Source organism: Microbacterium natoriense, from assembly GCF_030816295.1.
Taxonomy (GTDB): Bacteria; Actinomycetota; Actinomycetes; order Actinomycetales; family Microbacteriaceae; genus Microbacterium; species Microbacterium natoriense_A.
This window is the reverse complement of record NZ_JAUSXV010000001.1, coordinates 1468676-1484412: the sequence shown is the minus strand read 5'-3', so window position 1 is coordinate 1484412 and position 15737 is coordinate 1468676. Positions and strand designations below refer to the sequence as shown.

13 protein-coding genes are annotated in these 15737 nt (G+C 68.9%); 6 read left to right on the top strand and 7 right to left on the bottom strand.

The annotated features are described in order from the left end of the window. Window positions 1–34 precede the first annotated feature (34 nt). A complete protein-coding gene (locus QFZ53_RS06800; protein ID WP_307294868.1) occupies window positions 35–1006 on the top strand; it encodes a cation diffusion facilitator family transporter in 972 nt (323 codons plus the stop codon). A gap of 3 nt (window positions 1007–1009) precedes the next feature. Then, complete coding sequence (locus QFZ53_RS06795; RefSeq protein ID WP_307294866.1) at window positions 1010–1894, top strand: alpha/beta hydrolase; 885 nt, start codon at window positions 1010–1012, stop codon at window positions 1892–1894. 37 nt (window positions 1895–1931) lie between these two features. Here the strand turns inward: QFZ53_RS06795 and QFZ53_RS06790 are convergent, their stop codons facing one another. Further along, window positions 1932–2363, bottom strand: coding sequence for a nucleoside deaminase (locus QFZ53_RS06790; protein WP_292906308.1), 432 nt, complete (start codon window positions 2361–2363; stop codon window positions 1932–1934). A 91-nt stretch (window positions 2364–2454) separates the two neighbouring features. On the opposite strand from QFZ53_RS06790, the gene upp reads away from it, so the two are divergent. Beyond that, the gene (upp, locus tag QFZ53_RS06785; RefSeq protein WP_292906148.1) at window positions 2455–3087 is read left to right on the top strand and encodes a uracil phosphoribosyltransferase; all 633 of its coding nucleotides are present in this window, start codon (window positions 2455–2457) and stop codon (window positions 3085–3087) included. Between the two features lie 229 nt (window positions 3088–3316). Here upp and QFZ53_RS06780 read toward each other — a convergent pair whose 3' ends face one another. The 3 genes from QFZ53_RS06780 to nadE all read right to left on the bottom strand — a co-directional run bounded on the left by QFZ53_RS06780 (window position 3317) and on the right by nadE (window position 8556). Beyond that, window positions 3317–4084 (bottom strand): hypothetical protein, encoded by a 768-nt coding sequence (locus tag QFZ53_RS06780; RefSeq protein ID WP_307294862.1) that lies wholly within the window; start codon window positions 4082–4084, stop codon window positions 3317–3319. Continuing rightward, complete coding sequence (locus QFZ53_RS06775; RefSeq protein WP_307294860.1) at window positions 4084–7548, bottom strand: TM0106 family RecB-like putative nuclease; 3465 nt, start codon at window positions 7546–7548, stop codon at window positions 4084–4086. The genes QFZ53_RS06780 and QFZ53_RS06775 overlap by 1 nt, the downstream gene beginning before the upstream one ends. A 189-nt stretch (window positions 7549–7737) precedes the next feature. Continuing rightward, complete coding sequence (gene nadE / locus QFZ53_RS06770) at window positions 7738–8556, bottom strand: ammonia-dependent NAD(+) synthetase (protein ID WP_292906143.1); 819 nt, start codon at window positions 8554–8556, stop codon at window positions 7738–7740. A gap of 96 nt (window positions 8557–8652) precedes the next feature. Here nadE and QFZ53_RS06765 point away from each other — a divergent pair, with 96 nt between their 5' ends. Genes QFZ53_RS06765 through QFZ53_RS06755 form a run of 3 tightly spaced genes read left to right on the top strand, consistent with a single transcriptional unit; the run spans window position 8653 to window position 11003 of the window. Beyond that, window positions 8653–9210 (top strand): phosphorylase family protein, encoded by a 558-nt coding sequence (locus tag QFZ53_RS06765; protein ID WP_292906141.1) that lies wholly within the window; start codon window positions 8653–8655, stop codon window positions 9208–9210. Window positions 9211–9258: 48 nt separating this feature from the next. After that, window positions 9259–9729 carry a MarR family winged helix-turn-helix transcriptional regulator gene (locus QFZ53_RS06760; RefSeq protein WP_307294858.1) on the top strand — a complete coding sequence of 157 codons (471 nt, stop codon included), beginning with the start codon at window positions 9259–9261 and terminating at the stop codon, window positions 9727–9729. Window positions 9730–9776: 47 nt separating this feature from the next. Then, a complete protein-coding gene (locus tag QFZ53_RS06755; protein WP_307294855.1) occupies window positions 9777–11003 on the top strand; it encodes an MFS transporter in 1227 nt (408 codons plus the stop codon). Here QFZ53_RS06755 and QFZ53_RS06750 read toward each other — a convergent pair. The 3 genes from QFZ53_RS06750 to QFZ53_RS06740 form a co-directional block, all read right to left on the bottom strand. After that, window positions 10987–14049 carry an AAA family ATPase gene (locus QFZ53_RS06750; protein ID WP_307294852.1) on the bottom strand — a complete coding sequence of 1021 codons (3063 nt, stop codon included), beginning with the start codon at window positions 14047–14049 and terminating at the stop codon, window positions 10987–10989. The genes QFZ53_RS06755 and QFZ53_RS06750 overlap by 17 nt on opposite strands. Before the next feature lie 16 nt (window positions 14050–14065). After that, window positions 14066–15235 carry an exonuclease SbcCD subunit D gene (locus tag QFZ53_RS06745; protein WP_307294850.1) on the bottom strand — a complete coding sequence of 390 codons (1170 nt, stop codon included), beginning with the start codon at window positions 15233–15235 and terminating at the stop codon, window positions 14066–14068. 111 nt (window positions 15236–15346) lie between these two features. Next, window positions 15347–15655, bottom strand: coding sequence for a GNAT family N-acetyltransferase (locus QFZ53_RS06740; RefSeq protein WP_307294849.1), 309 nt, complete (start codon window positions 15653–15655; stop codon window positions 15347–15349). Between the last annotated feature and the right edge of the window lie 82 nt (window positions 15656–15737).

The window sequence follows — 15737 nt, the reverse complement described above, 5'->3', positions numbered from 1 at the left end:
TCGCTCGATCGGGACGGAGATCTAGACTCGTTCCATGAGTGCATCCGGAGGCAGCAAGGCCATCGTCGCAGCGTTCCTGGCGAACATGGGCATCGCCCTCGCGAAGTTCATCGCTGCAGCTCTCTCGGGGTCGGCATCCATGCTCGCCGAGGCCATCCACTCGGTCGCCGATTCGGGCAATCAGCTGCTGCTGATGTTCGGCGGCAACCGCGCCAAGCGCGACGCCGACCGCGAGCATCCCTTCGGATACGGGCGCGAACGCTACGTATCGGCGTTCGTCGTCTCGATCATCCTGTTCTCGGTCGGTGGCGTGTTCGCGATCTACGAAGGTGTCGAGAAGATCCGCGAGCCGCACGCGCTCGACCCGGCGTGGTGGTGGCTGCCCCTCGTCGTGCTCGTGATCTCGATCGCGCTCGAGAGCTTCTCGCTGCGCACGGCCGTCAGGGAGAGCAACCACGTCCGTGAGAAGGGTCAGTCGTGGGTGTCGTTCGTCCGCCGCGCGAAGGCGCCCGAGTTGCCCGTCGTTCTGCTCGAAGACACGGGAGCGCTGATCGGACTCGCGTTCGCGCTGCTCGGCGTCGGGCTCACCGTGATCACCGGGAACCCGCTGTTCGATGCCCTCGGCACGATCATGATCGGTCTGCTGCTCGTGACGATCGCGATCGTGCTCGGCATCGAGACCAAGAGCCTCCTGGTCGGCGAAGGAGCGAACCAGGCTGACTACGACCGCATCGTCGACGCGATCAACGCGGGCGATGAGATCGAGAAGATCATCCACATGAAGACGCTCTACCTCGGCCCCGACGAGTTGATGGTCGCCGCCAAGATCGCGATGAGCGCGAACAAGCCCTTGCGGGAGGTCGCCGACGACATCGACGCGATCGAGGCGCGCATCCGCGATGCCGTGCCCGTCGCCCGCGTCGTCTACATCGAGCCCGACGTCTACCGTCCGGCGATCGACCCGCAGCCGTCGACGGACGTGTTCGTGCTCAAGTCTTCCGACTGAGCCGTGCTGCGCGATCTGCAGGCGGCCCTCGCACGCACCGATCTACCCGCGGCGACGCTCGCGAAGGCGCGCGCCGTGAAGAGCGTGCTCGACCGTGACTCGCAGGCACGGCTCGAGTCCTTCTGGATCGCCGGTGATCGCCCGTATGCGGTGATCGCCTTCGGCGACCCGGACAGGGCGGACCTCGTCGTCTACCTGATGCACGGCATCGAGACGGATCTCGAGGCGCTCCCCGGGTGGGCGGATGCTGCGCAGCGCGTGTGCGCGGACGTCATCCGCTCATGCGTGGTGCGCGGCACGCCGCGCTCGGTCGCGACCATCGCCTGGTTCGGGTGGGACTCCGGCACACAGACCAGCGTCCTCGCGACCAAGCACGCCACGATCGGGGCGGCCCGCCTCGCTGTCGACATCGACCGGCTGGCGGACCGCAACCCGGGCGCGCACATCGCGGTCGTGACCTACTCGTACTCGACGACGCTGCTCGGTGAGATGTTCGCACTGAACATCGCCGAGGAGGTGCACACGGCCTTCGCGATCGCCTCGGCCGGAGTCACGCACGCGGCGGGCGCGGCCATCGAGTCGGCGATCGCCGATGGAGAGGTCGTCTTCTACGCGACCGAGGGCGCGGGCGACGGCACCGCGCCGCTCGGGAGACTCGGCCACCACCCCGTCGACCCGCGCGATCTTCGTGGCGTCATCGTCTACGACTGCGACGGCGGTGAGGCGCCGGGGGTGGACGGAGACCTCGTGCTCGGCGTCGCGGTCGAGGGACACGCGTCGCAGACCGCCGTCGACGAGCGGGGGATCCGGCATCCCGGCTACTTCGACGAGCGCACTCAGGGGTATCTCACTCTGGTGGCGCGGCTGACGGATGCGGCGACGGGCTGAGCCGGAAGCTCGAACGGCTGCGACGACAGGGGCGCAGTCAGCGGCGCGAGGCGAAGAAGTCGCGGAGCAGAGCCGTGGCGGCATCCGCTTCGACTCCCCCGACGACCTCGGCGCGGTACGGCAGCCGGCGATCTCGCAACAGGTCGTACATCGAGCCGGCCGCTCCGGCCTTGTCATCCCATGCGCCGAACACGACGCGCGAGATTCGCGACTGCAGGATCGCGCCGGCGCACATCACGCAGGGCTCGAGGGTGACGACCAGCGTGCAGCCTTCGAGGTTCCAGGATCCGACGGATGCCGCGGCTCCTCGCAGGGCGTTCACCTCGGCGTGACCTGTCGGATCGTGGGAGATCTCTCGGCTGTTGCGCCCTTCGCCGATGATGCGGCCGTCGGCATCGAGCACCACGGCGCCGACCGGGATCTCGTCGACCGCGGCGGCTTCGGCCGCGAGCGCGAGCGAGCGCAGCATGCCCTCGCTGTCGCCTTGCCTCACGGTCACACCCTATCCCGCCCGATGAGCCGGCATCGGCGAAAGCGTGTGCGTCGGATAGCCTGGACTCATGCGCGTTCACGTGGCCGACCACCCTCTCATCACAGCCAAGCTGTCGGTCCTGCGCGATGAGCGCACATCGTCGCCGCTGTTCCGCCAGCTCACCGAGGAGCTCGTGACCCTGCTCGCCTACGAGGCGACCCGCAATGTCAAGGTCACCCCGATCGAGATCAAGACGCCGGTCACCACGACGACAGGGGTGAAGCTGTCGGAGCCGCGTCCGATCGTGGTCCCGATCCTCCGCGCCGGCCTCGGCATGCTCGAGGGCCTCGTCAAGCTGCTGCCGACCGCCGAGGTGGGATTCCTCGGCATGGTCCGCGACGAGGAGACGTTCGAGCCGACGACCTACGCCGAGCGCCTTCCCGCCGACCTCAGCGACCGTCAGTGCTTCGCGATCGACCCGATGCTCGCGACCGGCGGATCTCTCGCCGCCGCGATCCAGTTCCTGTTCGACCGCGGCGCCGAGGATGTCACGGCGATCTGCCTGCTCGGCACGCCCGAAGGAGTCGCGGCGATCGAGAAGCTTGTCGGCGACCGCAACGTCACCCTCGTGCTGGGCGCACTCGACGAGCGCCTGAACGAGAAGGGCTACATCGTGCCCGGTCTCGGCGACGCGGGAGACAGGCTCTACGGCACCGTCTGAGCGGATGGGATGCTGCAGCGCTCCGCTCCTGCGCCGCGCTCCTGCGCCGCACCGCTCCTGCTCCGCTCCACATTCCTGCGCCGCGCCGCTCCGCGCCGTACGAAACGTCGGACCCACGCACCGACACGCCGCGCAGGCGGCCGTCGGCAGCGGCGTGTCGACCGAAACACCGACTTTTCGTACCTGAGCGCGATCCGCAAGGACCGGTCCTGCGCACGGCGAGGCCCCGTCAGACCGCGAGCCGGTATCCGCGCTCGTCGCCGTAGTTGCGGAAACCCGCTCGGGCGAGGATCGGCGCTGACGTGGAGATCCGCCCCTTCACCAGCGCGGTACGGGCGCCGAGTTCAGCGCTCGCACGCAGCCGCTCCGCGAGCACCGCACGATAGGCCCCTCGTCCGCGTGCGTGCTCGAGTGTCGCTGCGCCCCACAGGCGGGTGAACCCGTCGACGATCGTGCAACCGCCGGTACTCACGGGTTCGCCGTCGATCCGCCCCAGCACTCGTAGACCGGTGCCCGCGGCGAGCACCGTCGAGATGTCGGAGAACTCTGTGCTCAGCCCCTCCTCGTCGAGGGGCGCCTGCGCCCACACCGCCACATTGATTGCGTCGACCTCTCGCACCTGCTCGATGCTCCGGACGACTTCGGCGCTCCTGCCGACCGGAATGTGGATCTCGATGGCCTCGATAGGGCTGGCGAACACGGTGACCGTGTCGAAAAGCTCGCCGCCGCGGCGCAGCAGTTCGTGCTCGAGGTCAGGCGAGTCCGAAGGACTGACCCACACTGTCAGCCGCGATTCACCCCATGCGCGGGTGCGCGCGATCGCATGGTCGACAACAGCCGCGGCATCGGCCGTCGAATCGACCTGCGAAGCGCGCACTCCCCCGCCGAACCGCGCCGGATAGCGCACCAGCTGCAGCTCGTCGTTCTGCTGCTCGCTGTCGCGCGGGAACCATACCCAGGCTGCCGCCGCCCGCATGATGTCGTCCGTCGTGTGCATCAGTTCGCCGCCCCCACGAGCCGGGCGAAGGCGCTGAGCCGTGTCACGCCGTCCGGCGTGTGCGGCAGGTCGTCGAGCAGCGCCGGGGAGTGGATGAGGTAAGCCGCGACCTGCGCGCGCGAGATTGCGACGTTCAGCCGGTTCTGCAGCAGCAGGAACTCGGGTCCGCGCGGGGCGTCACGGCCGCTCGACGCCGCGAGCGACGTGATCGAGACCACAGCCTCCTTGCCCTGGAAGTTGTCGACCGTGCCCACGGGCACCTCGCCGAAACCCGCCGCCGCCAGCGCGTCGAGAACGAGTTGGCGCTGCGCGTTGTACGGCGTGACGACGATGATGTCGCACTGCTCCAAGGGACGCACAGCGCCATCGTCGTCGGTGAAGGTACGGCCGACGATCTCGCGCACGATGCGCACCACCTCGGCTGCTTCCTCGGGCGATTCCGTCGCGTTGCCCCGGTGGCGCAGAGCGACGACGTGCAGCCCGGGCTCGACTCCGTCGAGCGACCTCTTCGCGGCGACGGGAGCCGATGCCAGTCTTCCGGCGTAGGAGAGCTTCGAGACGGGAGCGGCCACGGAGGGGTGCATGCGCCACGACCTCGCGAGGAAGTAGCCGTACTCGGGCCTGACCACCTCGTCACCGTCCATGACCCAGCCGAGGGCCGAGGTGTTGACCGGCTCGGGGTGCGCCCCCTGACTCACCTGCGGCAGCTGCTGCGGGTCTCCGAGCAGCAGGAGGCGCTGGGCACCGGCGGCCACGGCGATCGTCGACGCGAGCGAGAACTGCCCTGCCTCGTCGACCACGAGGAGGTCGAGACCAGCTCTGTCGACGCGCTGGGTGTTGCTGAAGTCCCACGCGGTACCGCCGACCACGACGCCGTGATCGGCGTGCTCTCCGAGGAATGCAGCCATGCCGCCCTTCGGGATAGGCGTGTAGGAGGGTTCGGCGGCGCCGTCCTTCGGCGCCTTGCCGACCTGGCCGGCGGGCACGCCGTCGGCGACGACGCGCTCGAGCAGGGTGTCGATGATCGCGTGCGACTGCGCGACGACGCCGACCTTGAAGCCGTGCTCCTTCACGAGCCGCGCGATCACGCGAGAACCCGTGAAGGTCTTGCCTGTGCCGGGAGGACCTTGCACCGCGAGGTAGCTGCGGTCGAGATCGAGAACGCCGCGCACGATGGCGTCGATCGTGTCCTCGCCCGCCTCAGGCAGCGGAGCGCCGGAGATCGTGCGCGGCGGGATCCGCCGCAGGATGTCGGTCGCCGCGTCGCGGGGAAAATCGGGGGCGGCGAGATGCACGGCATCCGCCCATTCGTCGATCGCCCCCTGCAGAGAGGCCACCCGCGGCGGTGCCGCGGGTGTCAGAGCGATCGGCAGCTCGTCCCAGGTCTGGCCGCGCACCGAGGCCTCGGTGATGAGATAGCCGTCGTCGAGCACCTCGGCGATCTTGACAGTCCGGGCCGCGTGCACGGCCCTGGACGGTGCGTCGATCTCGAACGGCGCCGGCATCTCGTACAGAGCGAACGGCTCGCCGCCCGCGCCGAGGGTCGTGCCGGGCGCGACCTCTCCCCGGATCTCGATGTCGCGCGACATCACGCGACGCCCTTCGCCGACGCTCCAGTCGCGGAGCACCGTCGACGCGAAACGGTCGATGCGGATGACGTCCCGCGTGGTCTCCCACATCGTCACAGGCTCACGGAGTCGTGCGAAGTGCGAGATCCAGAAGCTCTTCGCCTCGCGGGGGAAGTAGTCGATCGCGGCTGCGGCGATCCGGTGCACGAGTCCGTCGCCCCCTGAGTCGACGTCGTGCGCGGCGTCGGCGAGCAGCGACACCGACCGCGGAGACGGTTCGTAGACGATCTCGTCGGCCTGATCCGGCGGAGCGGGGCGCACGCCCTTCTCTCTGGCGATGTCGATCAGCCAGTTGCGCAATCGCCTCGTCGACACGCAGTCGTAGCGGTTGTAGTCGGCGAGATCGGCGAACACGGCATCGGCCTCGGCCTGCTCCCCCGCCGCCGCGAGCTCGCGCGCGGCGACGTACTGCACGATCGAGTCGTCGCCTTTCTGCACGTCCTGTGTGCGCACCTCGTCGCCCATGTACAGCGGCTCGAGCTTCTTGATCGAGTACGAGCGCGAGCCGACGCGCACTGTCCGCAGGACCAGCGGATACAGGTCGACGAAGACTCCTTCACGCAGCAGCTTGTCGACCTCACCCTCGCGCACGCCATGCCTCGCCGCCATCGCCACGAGGTGCGAGGTCTCGTACGGCGCGTAGTGATAGATGTGCATGCCGGGGTGCGCGGAGCGACGGGCGGCGACGAAATCGAGGAAGTCCTCGAGCGCCTGTTTCTCGGCCGCGAAGTCGTGCGCCCACAGCGCGCTGTACTGATCGGCGTTGTCGACCCAGCCGAACAGGTAGTCGAGCCCCCAATGGGCCTCGCCGTCGGGAGCAGGCTCGGTGTACAGAGGGTCGCCCTCGAAGTCGAAGAAGATGTCGCCGTGGCTCGGCACCGGCAGCGTGTGGATCGCCGCGGCGTAGTGCACCTCGAAGGTCGCTTCTCCCGCGACGTCGGCGCGCAGCTGCAACCGCGCCTGCGCGCGCAGGGTGTCGAAGGTGTCGGGGTTCATGCCCTCAGGGGCATCGGATGCGGTGGCCAGGGCGTCGATCGTCTCGATCCCGCCCACGCGCAGTCGGGCGCGCTGCACGGGCCGCATGCGGGCGACCATGAGCAGGTCGCGGTGCGCAAGGACCTGCTCTTCGCACGTGGCGCAGCGTCCACACGCCACGATCTCGAGATCTCCCCGGTCGTCGCCCCAGGCCAGCGGCGTGCCCGCAGCGCCGGACGCGATGGCACGATCGGCGATCAGGGCACGCAGACGCGCCCGGCGCACCTGGAACAGCGGCAGCAGATCGTCGACCCGGTGCGTGCTGCGGGTGCCGTCGCCGAGGATGAGGTCGACCTCGTCGGAGCGCGGCACGCCGAGGCGGTCGAGTTGATCGACATATGCCGCGAGCTGCATGAGGGCCGTCACCTTGGCTCGACGCGCGAGCTTCGAGTCTTCGACGCGCCAGCGCCCGTCGGGATCGCGGCGCAGGAAGTCGGCGAATCCGACGAACTCGTCTGTCTTGAACGCGGCCTGGAAGATCACCGTCGCGTCGGAGTTCAGCGCCTCGATCGTCTCTGCGACGGCCGCGGCGAGAGCCTCGGCATCGACCGACGACACCTTTTCGATGCGGTGCACACGATCATCGCCGAGGTCGTCGACGTAGCGCGCCAGAACCTTCTGCTCGTGCACGTCTCCGAGGAGCGCCGCGCGCTTCAGCGTGGCGTCTTCGGGTTCTTCGACGGCAGGGACTCTCCCGAGCTTCGCATCGATCGCCCGGCACCACGCGAACTCGCACTCGGCCGCCGCTTTGAGGTCGCTCGCGCTCCAGATGACGCGCTGAGATTCGGGATCGATCCGCATGCTTCGACACTAGCCGCGGCATCCGACAACGCCCGGCCGCGCAGCAGTCTGGGCGCCCCTCGCGCGACCGCCCTTCGGACGCCACCGATGGCCGCAATCGCGCGCGGATTCCGCCAACAGGTGCCAGGTGTGTGGCACAGGCGGAAGCGAGCAGAGCCGCACCACCCGCGACGCCGACGGCTCAGCGCCTCAGCGCCACCAGGTGTCGGCCGGTGTCGCGGGCAGGTGCCGCTTGTGCTGGGTGGCGAGGTACTTCGCCTCGATGCGGCCGGCGACCTCGGGATCGACCTGCTTGCCCTCGAGGAAGTCGTCGATCTGCTCATAGGTGAGACCGAGTTCGTCCTCGTCAGCGCGCCCGGGCGTGCCGTCGAGCAGATCGGCCGTCGGCACCTTCAGGTACAACCGCTCCGGCGCGCCGAGGCTCTTCAGCACGGCGCGTCCCTGACGCTTGCTGAGTCCCGAGAGAGGCAGCAGGTCGGCCGCTCCGTCTCCGAACTTCGTGTAGAAGCCCGTCACCGCCTCGGCGGCGTGGTCCGTGCCGATCACGAGCTTGCCCTCATGGCCGGCGAGCGCGTACTGCGTGACCATGCGCACGCGGGCCTTGATGTTGCCGCGGTTGAAGTCGCTGATGTCGCTCGTGACGGCGAACTCGATGTCCTCCTCGACGCCGTCGACCCCGTTCTGGATGTTCACCTCGACTGAGGAATCGGCCTGGATGAATGCCAGCGCGGCGTCGGCGTCGGCCGCGTCGTGCTGCACGCGGTACGGCAGGCGCACGGCCAGGAACGTCGCTTCGCCGCCCTCTTCGCGGACTCGTTCGACCGCGAGCTGCGCGAGACGCCCCGCCAGCGTGGAGTCCTGCCCGCCGGAGATCCCGAGCACGAACCCGCGCGCTCCGGAGGCGCGCAGATAGTCGGCGAGGAACTGCACCCGCCGCTCCGCTTCGGCATCGGGATCGATCTCGGCCTTCACGCCGAGGGCTTCAGAGATCTGCTGCTGCAGCGACACGGGGGCTCCTCACTCGTTGTGACACCAGTATCCCCCCTGACTGTTACGGCGGGATGACACATGTTTCTACCAGGTGCCGAGTGAAAAGATGAGGCAGTGAAACTTCTCGTCGCCGCACTCGCCTCCGAGCTCTCCGCCTTTCCCGACACCCTGCCCGGATTCGACCGTCTGGTCACGGGCCCCGGGAAGCTCCAGGCGACGTACGCGTTGACCCGGGCTCTCGACGCGAACACCTATGACGAGATCGTCGTGGTCGGCACGGCCGGGGCCATCGACCCCGATCTGGCCGAGGGCGTGCACGAGGTCGGAACCGCCTTCCAGCACGACGTCACCGACCTCGACGGCATCTCCGGTCAGCACGTCTCGCTTCCCGCCCGCGTGTCGACCGGACGCGACGGGGTCCTCATCGCAACGGGCGACCACTTCGTCGACGACGCCGAGGTCACGGCGGTCATCCGCCCCACCGGAGCCGCTCTCGTCGACATGGAGACCTACGCGTACATCTGGGTGGCCGGGCAGTTCGGCGTGCCCATCCGCGTGTACCGTGCGGTGTCGGACAGCGCCGAAGACGGTGCGCTGACGGATTGGCGGGATGCCGTCGCCCGATGCAGCGTGCAGCTTCGCGAGTTCGTCGCCTCGGCGTACGGCGTCTGAGGCGCGAGAAAACAATCCGACAGCGGATCATCTTGCTACAGTTGCAATATGACCGGCATCCGTCTCGACCTGGCATTCCTGCTCAATCAGTCGGCATATGCCTTCTCCGCGCAACTGGGCGCCGCCCTGCAGGAAGTCGGACTGGACGTGCGCGAGTTCTGCGTGCTCATGAAGGCCGCAGAGGCCGAGCGCACACAGAACGTCGTGGCAGAACTCGCCATGCTCGACAAGACCACGATGGTCACGACGCTTGATGGCCTGGAGAGGGCAGGACTCGCCGAGCGTCGCGTGTCGGACTCTGATCGTCGCGCCCGGATCGTCGTCGTCACGGATTCCGGCCTCGAAACGCTACGTCGCGCCTACGACGTGTACGACGCCGTCGTGGAAGAAGCCCTCGTGGCGATCGAGCCCACCGCGCGTGCGACCTTCCTCTCCACCCTGCAGACGCTGACCGAGTCGGTGTGGGCGACCCCTTCGCACACCGCCACCCTGCGACGTCGCGTGCCCGTCACGAAGTAGATCTACAAAGAATAGTTTTATACAAAACTATCTGTTACGGTCGGAATATGACTTCCACCGCGCGTCGACGCTCGCTCGCATTTCTGGCCCTCTCCGCCACCCAGTTGATGGTCATCCTCGACGGCACGGTCGTCACGGTCGCTCTCCCCGCGATCCGCTCCGGCCTCGGATTCTCCGACAGTTCGCTCTCCTGGGTGGTCAACGCCTTCTTCGCCGCGTTCGCCGTGGTCCTGCTGCCCGCCGGCAGGCTGGGCGACCGATGGGGCACCCGGCGCGTCTTCCTCACGGGCGTCGCTCTCTTCACCGCCGCATCCATCCTCTGCGGTCTGGCCTGGGATCCCGCTTCGCTCCTCATCGGCCGCGCGCTGCAGGGAGTCGGCGGCGGGCTCTCCACGGCGGTCTCGCTGGGCATGATCGCCGACCTCTTCCCCGAGCCTGCACCGCGAATGAGGGCCTTCGCGGTGCTCGCCTTCATCGGCTCTGCGGGCGGCGCCATCGGCATGGTCGCGGGCGGCATGATCACCGAGTTCGCGACGTGGCCGTGGGTCTTCCTCGTGAATGCACCGATCGGTGTGGCCGCACTCGCTCTCGGCGCAGCCACCATGGAGCGCGTGCCCGGCCACCCCGTCAGCGGGGGACTGGTTCCGCGTGCCCTCTTCAGCGCCCGTCGCTTCACCCTCGCAGGAGGCGTGCTGTTCACCATGGTGATCGCGGGGATGTCGTTCCAGTTCCTCTCGTCCCTATTCCTGCAGGACGCACTGGGCCTCAGCCCGCTCGCGACCGGGGCCGCGTTTCTGGCGGTGACGGTGCCGATCGCCATCACTTCTCTGGGGCTCTCCGTTCGACTCGCCGCCCGGTTCGGCAGTGAACGAGTGCTCATCGCCGCTCTGGCCTTCTTCGCGGCGGGCATGGTGCTGATGGCCCGTGTGCCGCACGATGGCAGCTTCTGGATGGATGTCGCTCCGGCCTTCGTCGTGATGGGAGCCGGATTCGGTCTTGCGATGCCGCAGGCCACCGACCTGGCGATGAGTGCGGCGCCACCTGAGCATGCGGGCGCCGCATCAGCCTTCCTCGCCGCCACTCAGCAAGCAGGCGGCGCCATCGGCGTCTTCGCCGTCGCGAGCCTCGCTGCTGCCACCGATCTCGGCATCGGCTACCTTCTGGGAGCCGGCGGCCTTCTGGTGGGCATCGGCTTGGCCGTGTCTCTGGGACGCGCGACCTCAGGCGGACCTGATCGCGAGACCGTCGATGACGCGGTCAGCGGGTCTCGATGATGCTCGGCCCCTCAGGCGTCGCCCGCACCCGCAGCTGAGCAGGGATCTGCTCCTGCATCGCCTCGACGTGACTGATCACGCCGACCGTGCGGCCGCCCTGACGCAGCTCGTCGAGTGTGCGCATGGCGACCTCGAGGGTGTCGCCGTCGAGGGATCCGAAGCCTTCGTCGATGAACAGGGTGTCGAGGCGGATGCCGCCCGCTCGGGACGTCACAACCTCTGCGAGTCCGAGGGCGAGGGCGAGGGAGCTCAGGAACGTCTCGCCGCCCGAGAGTGATTGGGCGGGACGAATCTGCCCAGTGAAAGCGTCGTAGACGACGATGCCCAGCCCGGATGCCGCGCCGCGCGCGGCCAGCGCGTCGGAGTGCTTCAACTGGTAGCGACCGGTCGACATGTCGTGCAGCCGTCGGTTCGCGGCTTGCACGATCTCTTCGAGTTCGGCGGCGAGCACGAAGGTCTCGAGAGTCATCTTGTGCGTGTTCGAACCGCGGCCCGCGATCGTGTCGGCGAGGCCGCGCAACACCTCGAACTCGGCAGCGTCTTCCGCGGTCGCCGCGTGCTCGGCGGTCGCCGACTCGATGAGTCCGGTCAGTTGCAGCGCCGCGTTCTCGGCCTTCGTGGCCACGTCGACCGCGGAGATCCAGCTCGCACGGGAGCTCGACGCCGCCTGTTCGGCCGGAGCGAGGTCGATGGGCTCCTCGGGCAGAGTGAGCAGTTCGAGCTCCAGCAGCGTCGCCTTCTCCTTGCCGAGCTGAGCGGCGTGCTCGTCGATCCGACGCTGCAGCGCATCCTGCTCCGCCGGCGATCGCAACGCCTGCTCGACCTCCTCTACCTCGGTGAAGTCCGACGCCTCAAGCGCGGCCTGCTGCTCTTCGTGGGCGTCGACGGCGGCCAGCGCACGGCGCTGACGGTCCTCGATCGCCCCGGCCAGCCGGCGAGCTGCATCGATCCGCACCTCGGTGTCGGCGATCCGTTCAGCCACGGTGGCGAACTCGCCTCGAGCGTCATCGATCTGCGTCGCAGCGTCCGTGCTGCGCTGCTGCAGCAGTGCGAGCTGCTCTCGGGCCGACGCGGATTCCGCGTCATCTGCCGCACGCTGTCCCTCGAGGTGCTCGAGGCGTGCGCGAAGCTCGGCGAGCTCCTCGTCGAGTCGGGCGAGTGCGTCCGCTGCGGTGACGCTCTTCGCGTACTCTTCCGTCGCAGCCGCCAGTTCGGTCTCGGCGGTGTCGACTGTGCGCCCATCGGCCCGGGAGGCCGCGGCGGCAGCCTCGGCGCGCAGTGCCGATGAAGTCTCTGCCGCCGCGCGCTCGCGCTCTGCCGCGTCGTCGCGCACGCGTTCGGCCGCGTCGATGTCATCGGCGGAGACGGGATCGCTGTGCGTCGCCGGTGCGGGATGCTCCGCCGAGCCGCAGACCGGGCAGGGCTCGCCGTCGACGAGAGTCGACGCCAGTTCACCCGCGAAGCCATCGAGGCGGCGCCTGCGCAATCCGGCGAGAGCAGCCTGCTCCGCGGCGAGCGCTGCGCTGGCGTCGGCCAGCGACTGCTCTGCGACCTCGTGCTCCGCGCTCAACCGCACGACCTCTCGAGCCGCCGCCACCCGCCCGGCCGCGAGGTCGCGGACTCGAGCGAGGTCGGCTGCACGGTCGGCCGTGCGCCGTGCGTCGTCGCGTGCGGTCGTCACGGCCGCCACCCGCTCGGGCAGAGTCGCTCGCTCAGCGGCACCGGCCTCGATGCGAGCGGATGCTGCTGCCACCCGATCCTGGGACGCCTGCAGTTCGGCGGTGAGAGCGGCAGCGCCTCGTTCGAGTTCGGCTGCGCGCCCCCACGACCCCATCGCTTTGATGCGCTCCCCCACCCAGGCGCGCATCGCCGCTGCTTCGTCTTCGGCATCCGTCGGCGACAGCTCGGCGCCGTCGAATGACTCCCACGCGATCCGTGCACCCCGCTCGAGCTCGACCGCGGCTTCGAGCGATGCGCTGGCCTTCGTCGCCGCGATGATCGTGGCTCGCAGAGCCTCAGCCGACCGAGCCTCACGGAGCTCGACAGCGACCGCTGAGATCTCCGTGGCCTCGCCCTCGAGCCGCGTGAGCGCGAGGCGGGCCCGATCGCGTTCAGCTTGCGCGCGGCGGTCTTCGCGCAAGGCCGACAATGCGGCGTCCGCCGCTGCCAGTCGCGCCTCGGCATCTTCACGATCGGCCGCGCGCCGCTCGCTGCGGTACTCGGCGCGGGACCGGGCACGGCGGAGATCGTCGAGCCGCTCCTCGGTCGTCGCATCGATCCGCGCAGCTGCGGCGGCTCGCGCTCCGCTCGCGGATTCGGGCGCGACCGCACCCTCCGCCTCCAAAGGGCCGACACCCGCGTCACCCCACAGCTGTGCATCCGTGGCCAGACGCTCGGCCTCCTCGACCCGCGCGGCCACTGTCGCGAGCCGGGTGCCCAGAGCCTGCTCCGCAGCCCGCCGCCGAGCGTCGAAACGAGCCTGCACGTCGTCGAACCGCTCGGTTCCGAACAGGCGCCGCAGCAGTGCCTGTCGATCTTTGCTGTTCGCGAGCAGGAATTCCGAGAACCGGTTCTGCGCGAGGAGTATCACCTGCAGGAACTGCTCGCGACTGAGCTGAAGGATCTCGTCGAGTTCGTTCCCGACATCGACGGCGCGGGCGGCTCGGCCGATCCATCCGGCATCCGTCCACTCGTCGAGTGAGACCCCCGCCGCCTGCTTCGTCATGCCTCCGCCGCGCTTGGCCGGTCGCAGATACTCCGGTGACCGGGTCACCCGGAACCTCCCGGCCGGTGTGCTGAACTCGACGACGACCTCTGAGATCTCGTCGGGGTCGCTGTGGTCGGAGCGCACCCGCTTCTCGCCGCCGTCGTATCGCGGCACACCGCCGTACAGGCCGAAACACACCGCATCGAGGATGCTCGACTTGCCCGCGCCCGTGCGCCCGGCGATCAAGAAGATCCCATCGTCGGCGAAGGCGTCGAAGTCCACGACCTGGCGCGCTCGGAACGGGCCGAACCCCTCGACCTCGAGGCGATGCAGTCGCATCAGAGCATCTTCGGGATCATACGAGGGCCTCGGCCCGCACCCGATCGTCGAGCACCTCGCGGATCAGCACCCGCTCGCGTTCGCTCGCTCCCTGCCCCGCGCGCACGTGCTCGAGGAACGCCTCGATGCGGTCGGTGTCGGTGACCGCGGTGCGCAGGCGCTCGGAGTACGTGCGCACCTCGGCTGCTCCGGTCACAGCGGGCTGGTGCTGCACCATCGCGCAGTATGGGAAGCGCTCACGCAGCCGGCGCATCGGCTCGGCCTGCGGCAGCGCGTCCGTGTAGACCGCGCACACCCAATGCTCTGCATGCGCGGCCACGTTGTCGGCCGACAGGATGTCGTCGAGCGTTCCGGTGAGGGTGACGAGTGCACGCGGCACCGGCAGCGCGAGCCAGGCGACGTTCGCGAGCCCATCGGCATCGAGGTCGATGAGCCAGGATCCGCGCGGCTTGTCCTGCTCGCCGAAGCTGTAGTGCAGGGGCGCACCCGCGTAGCGCACCCGCTCGCTGAGCTGCTGCCGACCGTGGATGTGCCCGAGCGCCACGTAGTCGGGCCCGTCGAAGACCTCGAGCGGGACCATGTCGAGACCGCCCTGGCGCACTTCGCGCTCGAGCCCGACCGTCGCATCGACGCCCGCGGCGAAGCAGTGCGCGATCGCGACCGAACGCCCTTCGTGCTCGGCCATCCCGGCCCGCACGAGGCTCATCGCGTGCGCCATGGTCTGGGCCTGGGTGCGAAGCTCGGCGCCTCCTTCTCCGGCGGCAGGGAAGTGCTGTCGGACGATGGCCGGCTCGAGATACGGGATGCCGAAGAAGTGCACCGGGCCGTCAGCATCTGCCACCGTCACCGGTGCGCCGATGGCGAGCGGATCGGTCAGCACGTGGATGCCGTCGCGCAGCAGCCGCGCCTGGAAACCGAGGCGTGCGGCGGAATCGTGATTGCCGCTTGTCACGATGATCCGAGCCCCGGAATCGGCGAGAGCGAGAAGGGTGTCGCTGAGGAGCGTGTACGCCGGCCCCGCCGGCGTCGCGGAGTCGAAGACGTCGCCCGCGACGATCACGACGTCGACCTCGTTGTCGCGCACCTGCACCGTGAGCGCGCCCAGCACCTCGGCCAGCGCATCCATGGTCGAGCTGCCATGGAACGTGCGGCCGATGTGCCAGTCGGAGGTGTGCAGGATTCGCATACTCACACGCTACGGACGGCCTCGGACATTCCCTCTGAGGCGTGCCGCTCGAGGGCACGAACCGGCAGAGGGACGGTGCCGCCTCCGTAACACAGTGTCACAGAGTTCAGATCATCGTGTACGCAGAAGTGAAGCGTGCTCCGGGTGCGCGTCGAACCAGTCCGCGACGTACCAGCAGACCGGGATCACATGCCGATCGCCGCGGGTCTCGAGGTCGGCGACAGCCCTCTCGACGACCTTCGCCGCGTAGCCCCTCCCGCGGAAAGTCGGGATCGTGAAGGCTCTCGTGAGCGAGATCGTCCGACCGTCGTCGCGATAGTCGAGCACGCTCACGAGCTGCCCGTCATGCATCAGGGTGTAGCGGGAGGCATCCTTCTCGTCCGTGAAGATGAAACCCTTTATCGCACTCTCGGTGGTCATTCCGGCAACGTTACGCCGGCCGGGTGGGGCGAGGGTCGTTTTGACACGCGGTGACTTCTTCAGACATAATCCCCCCATGACC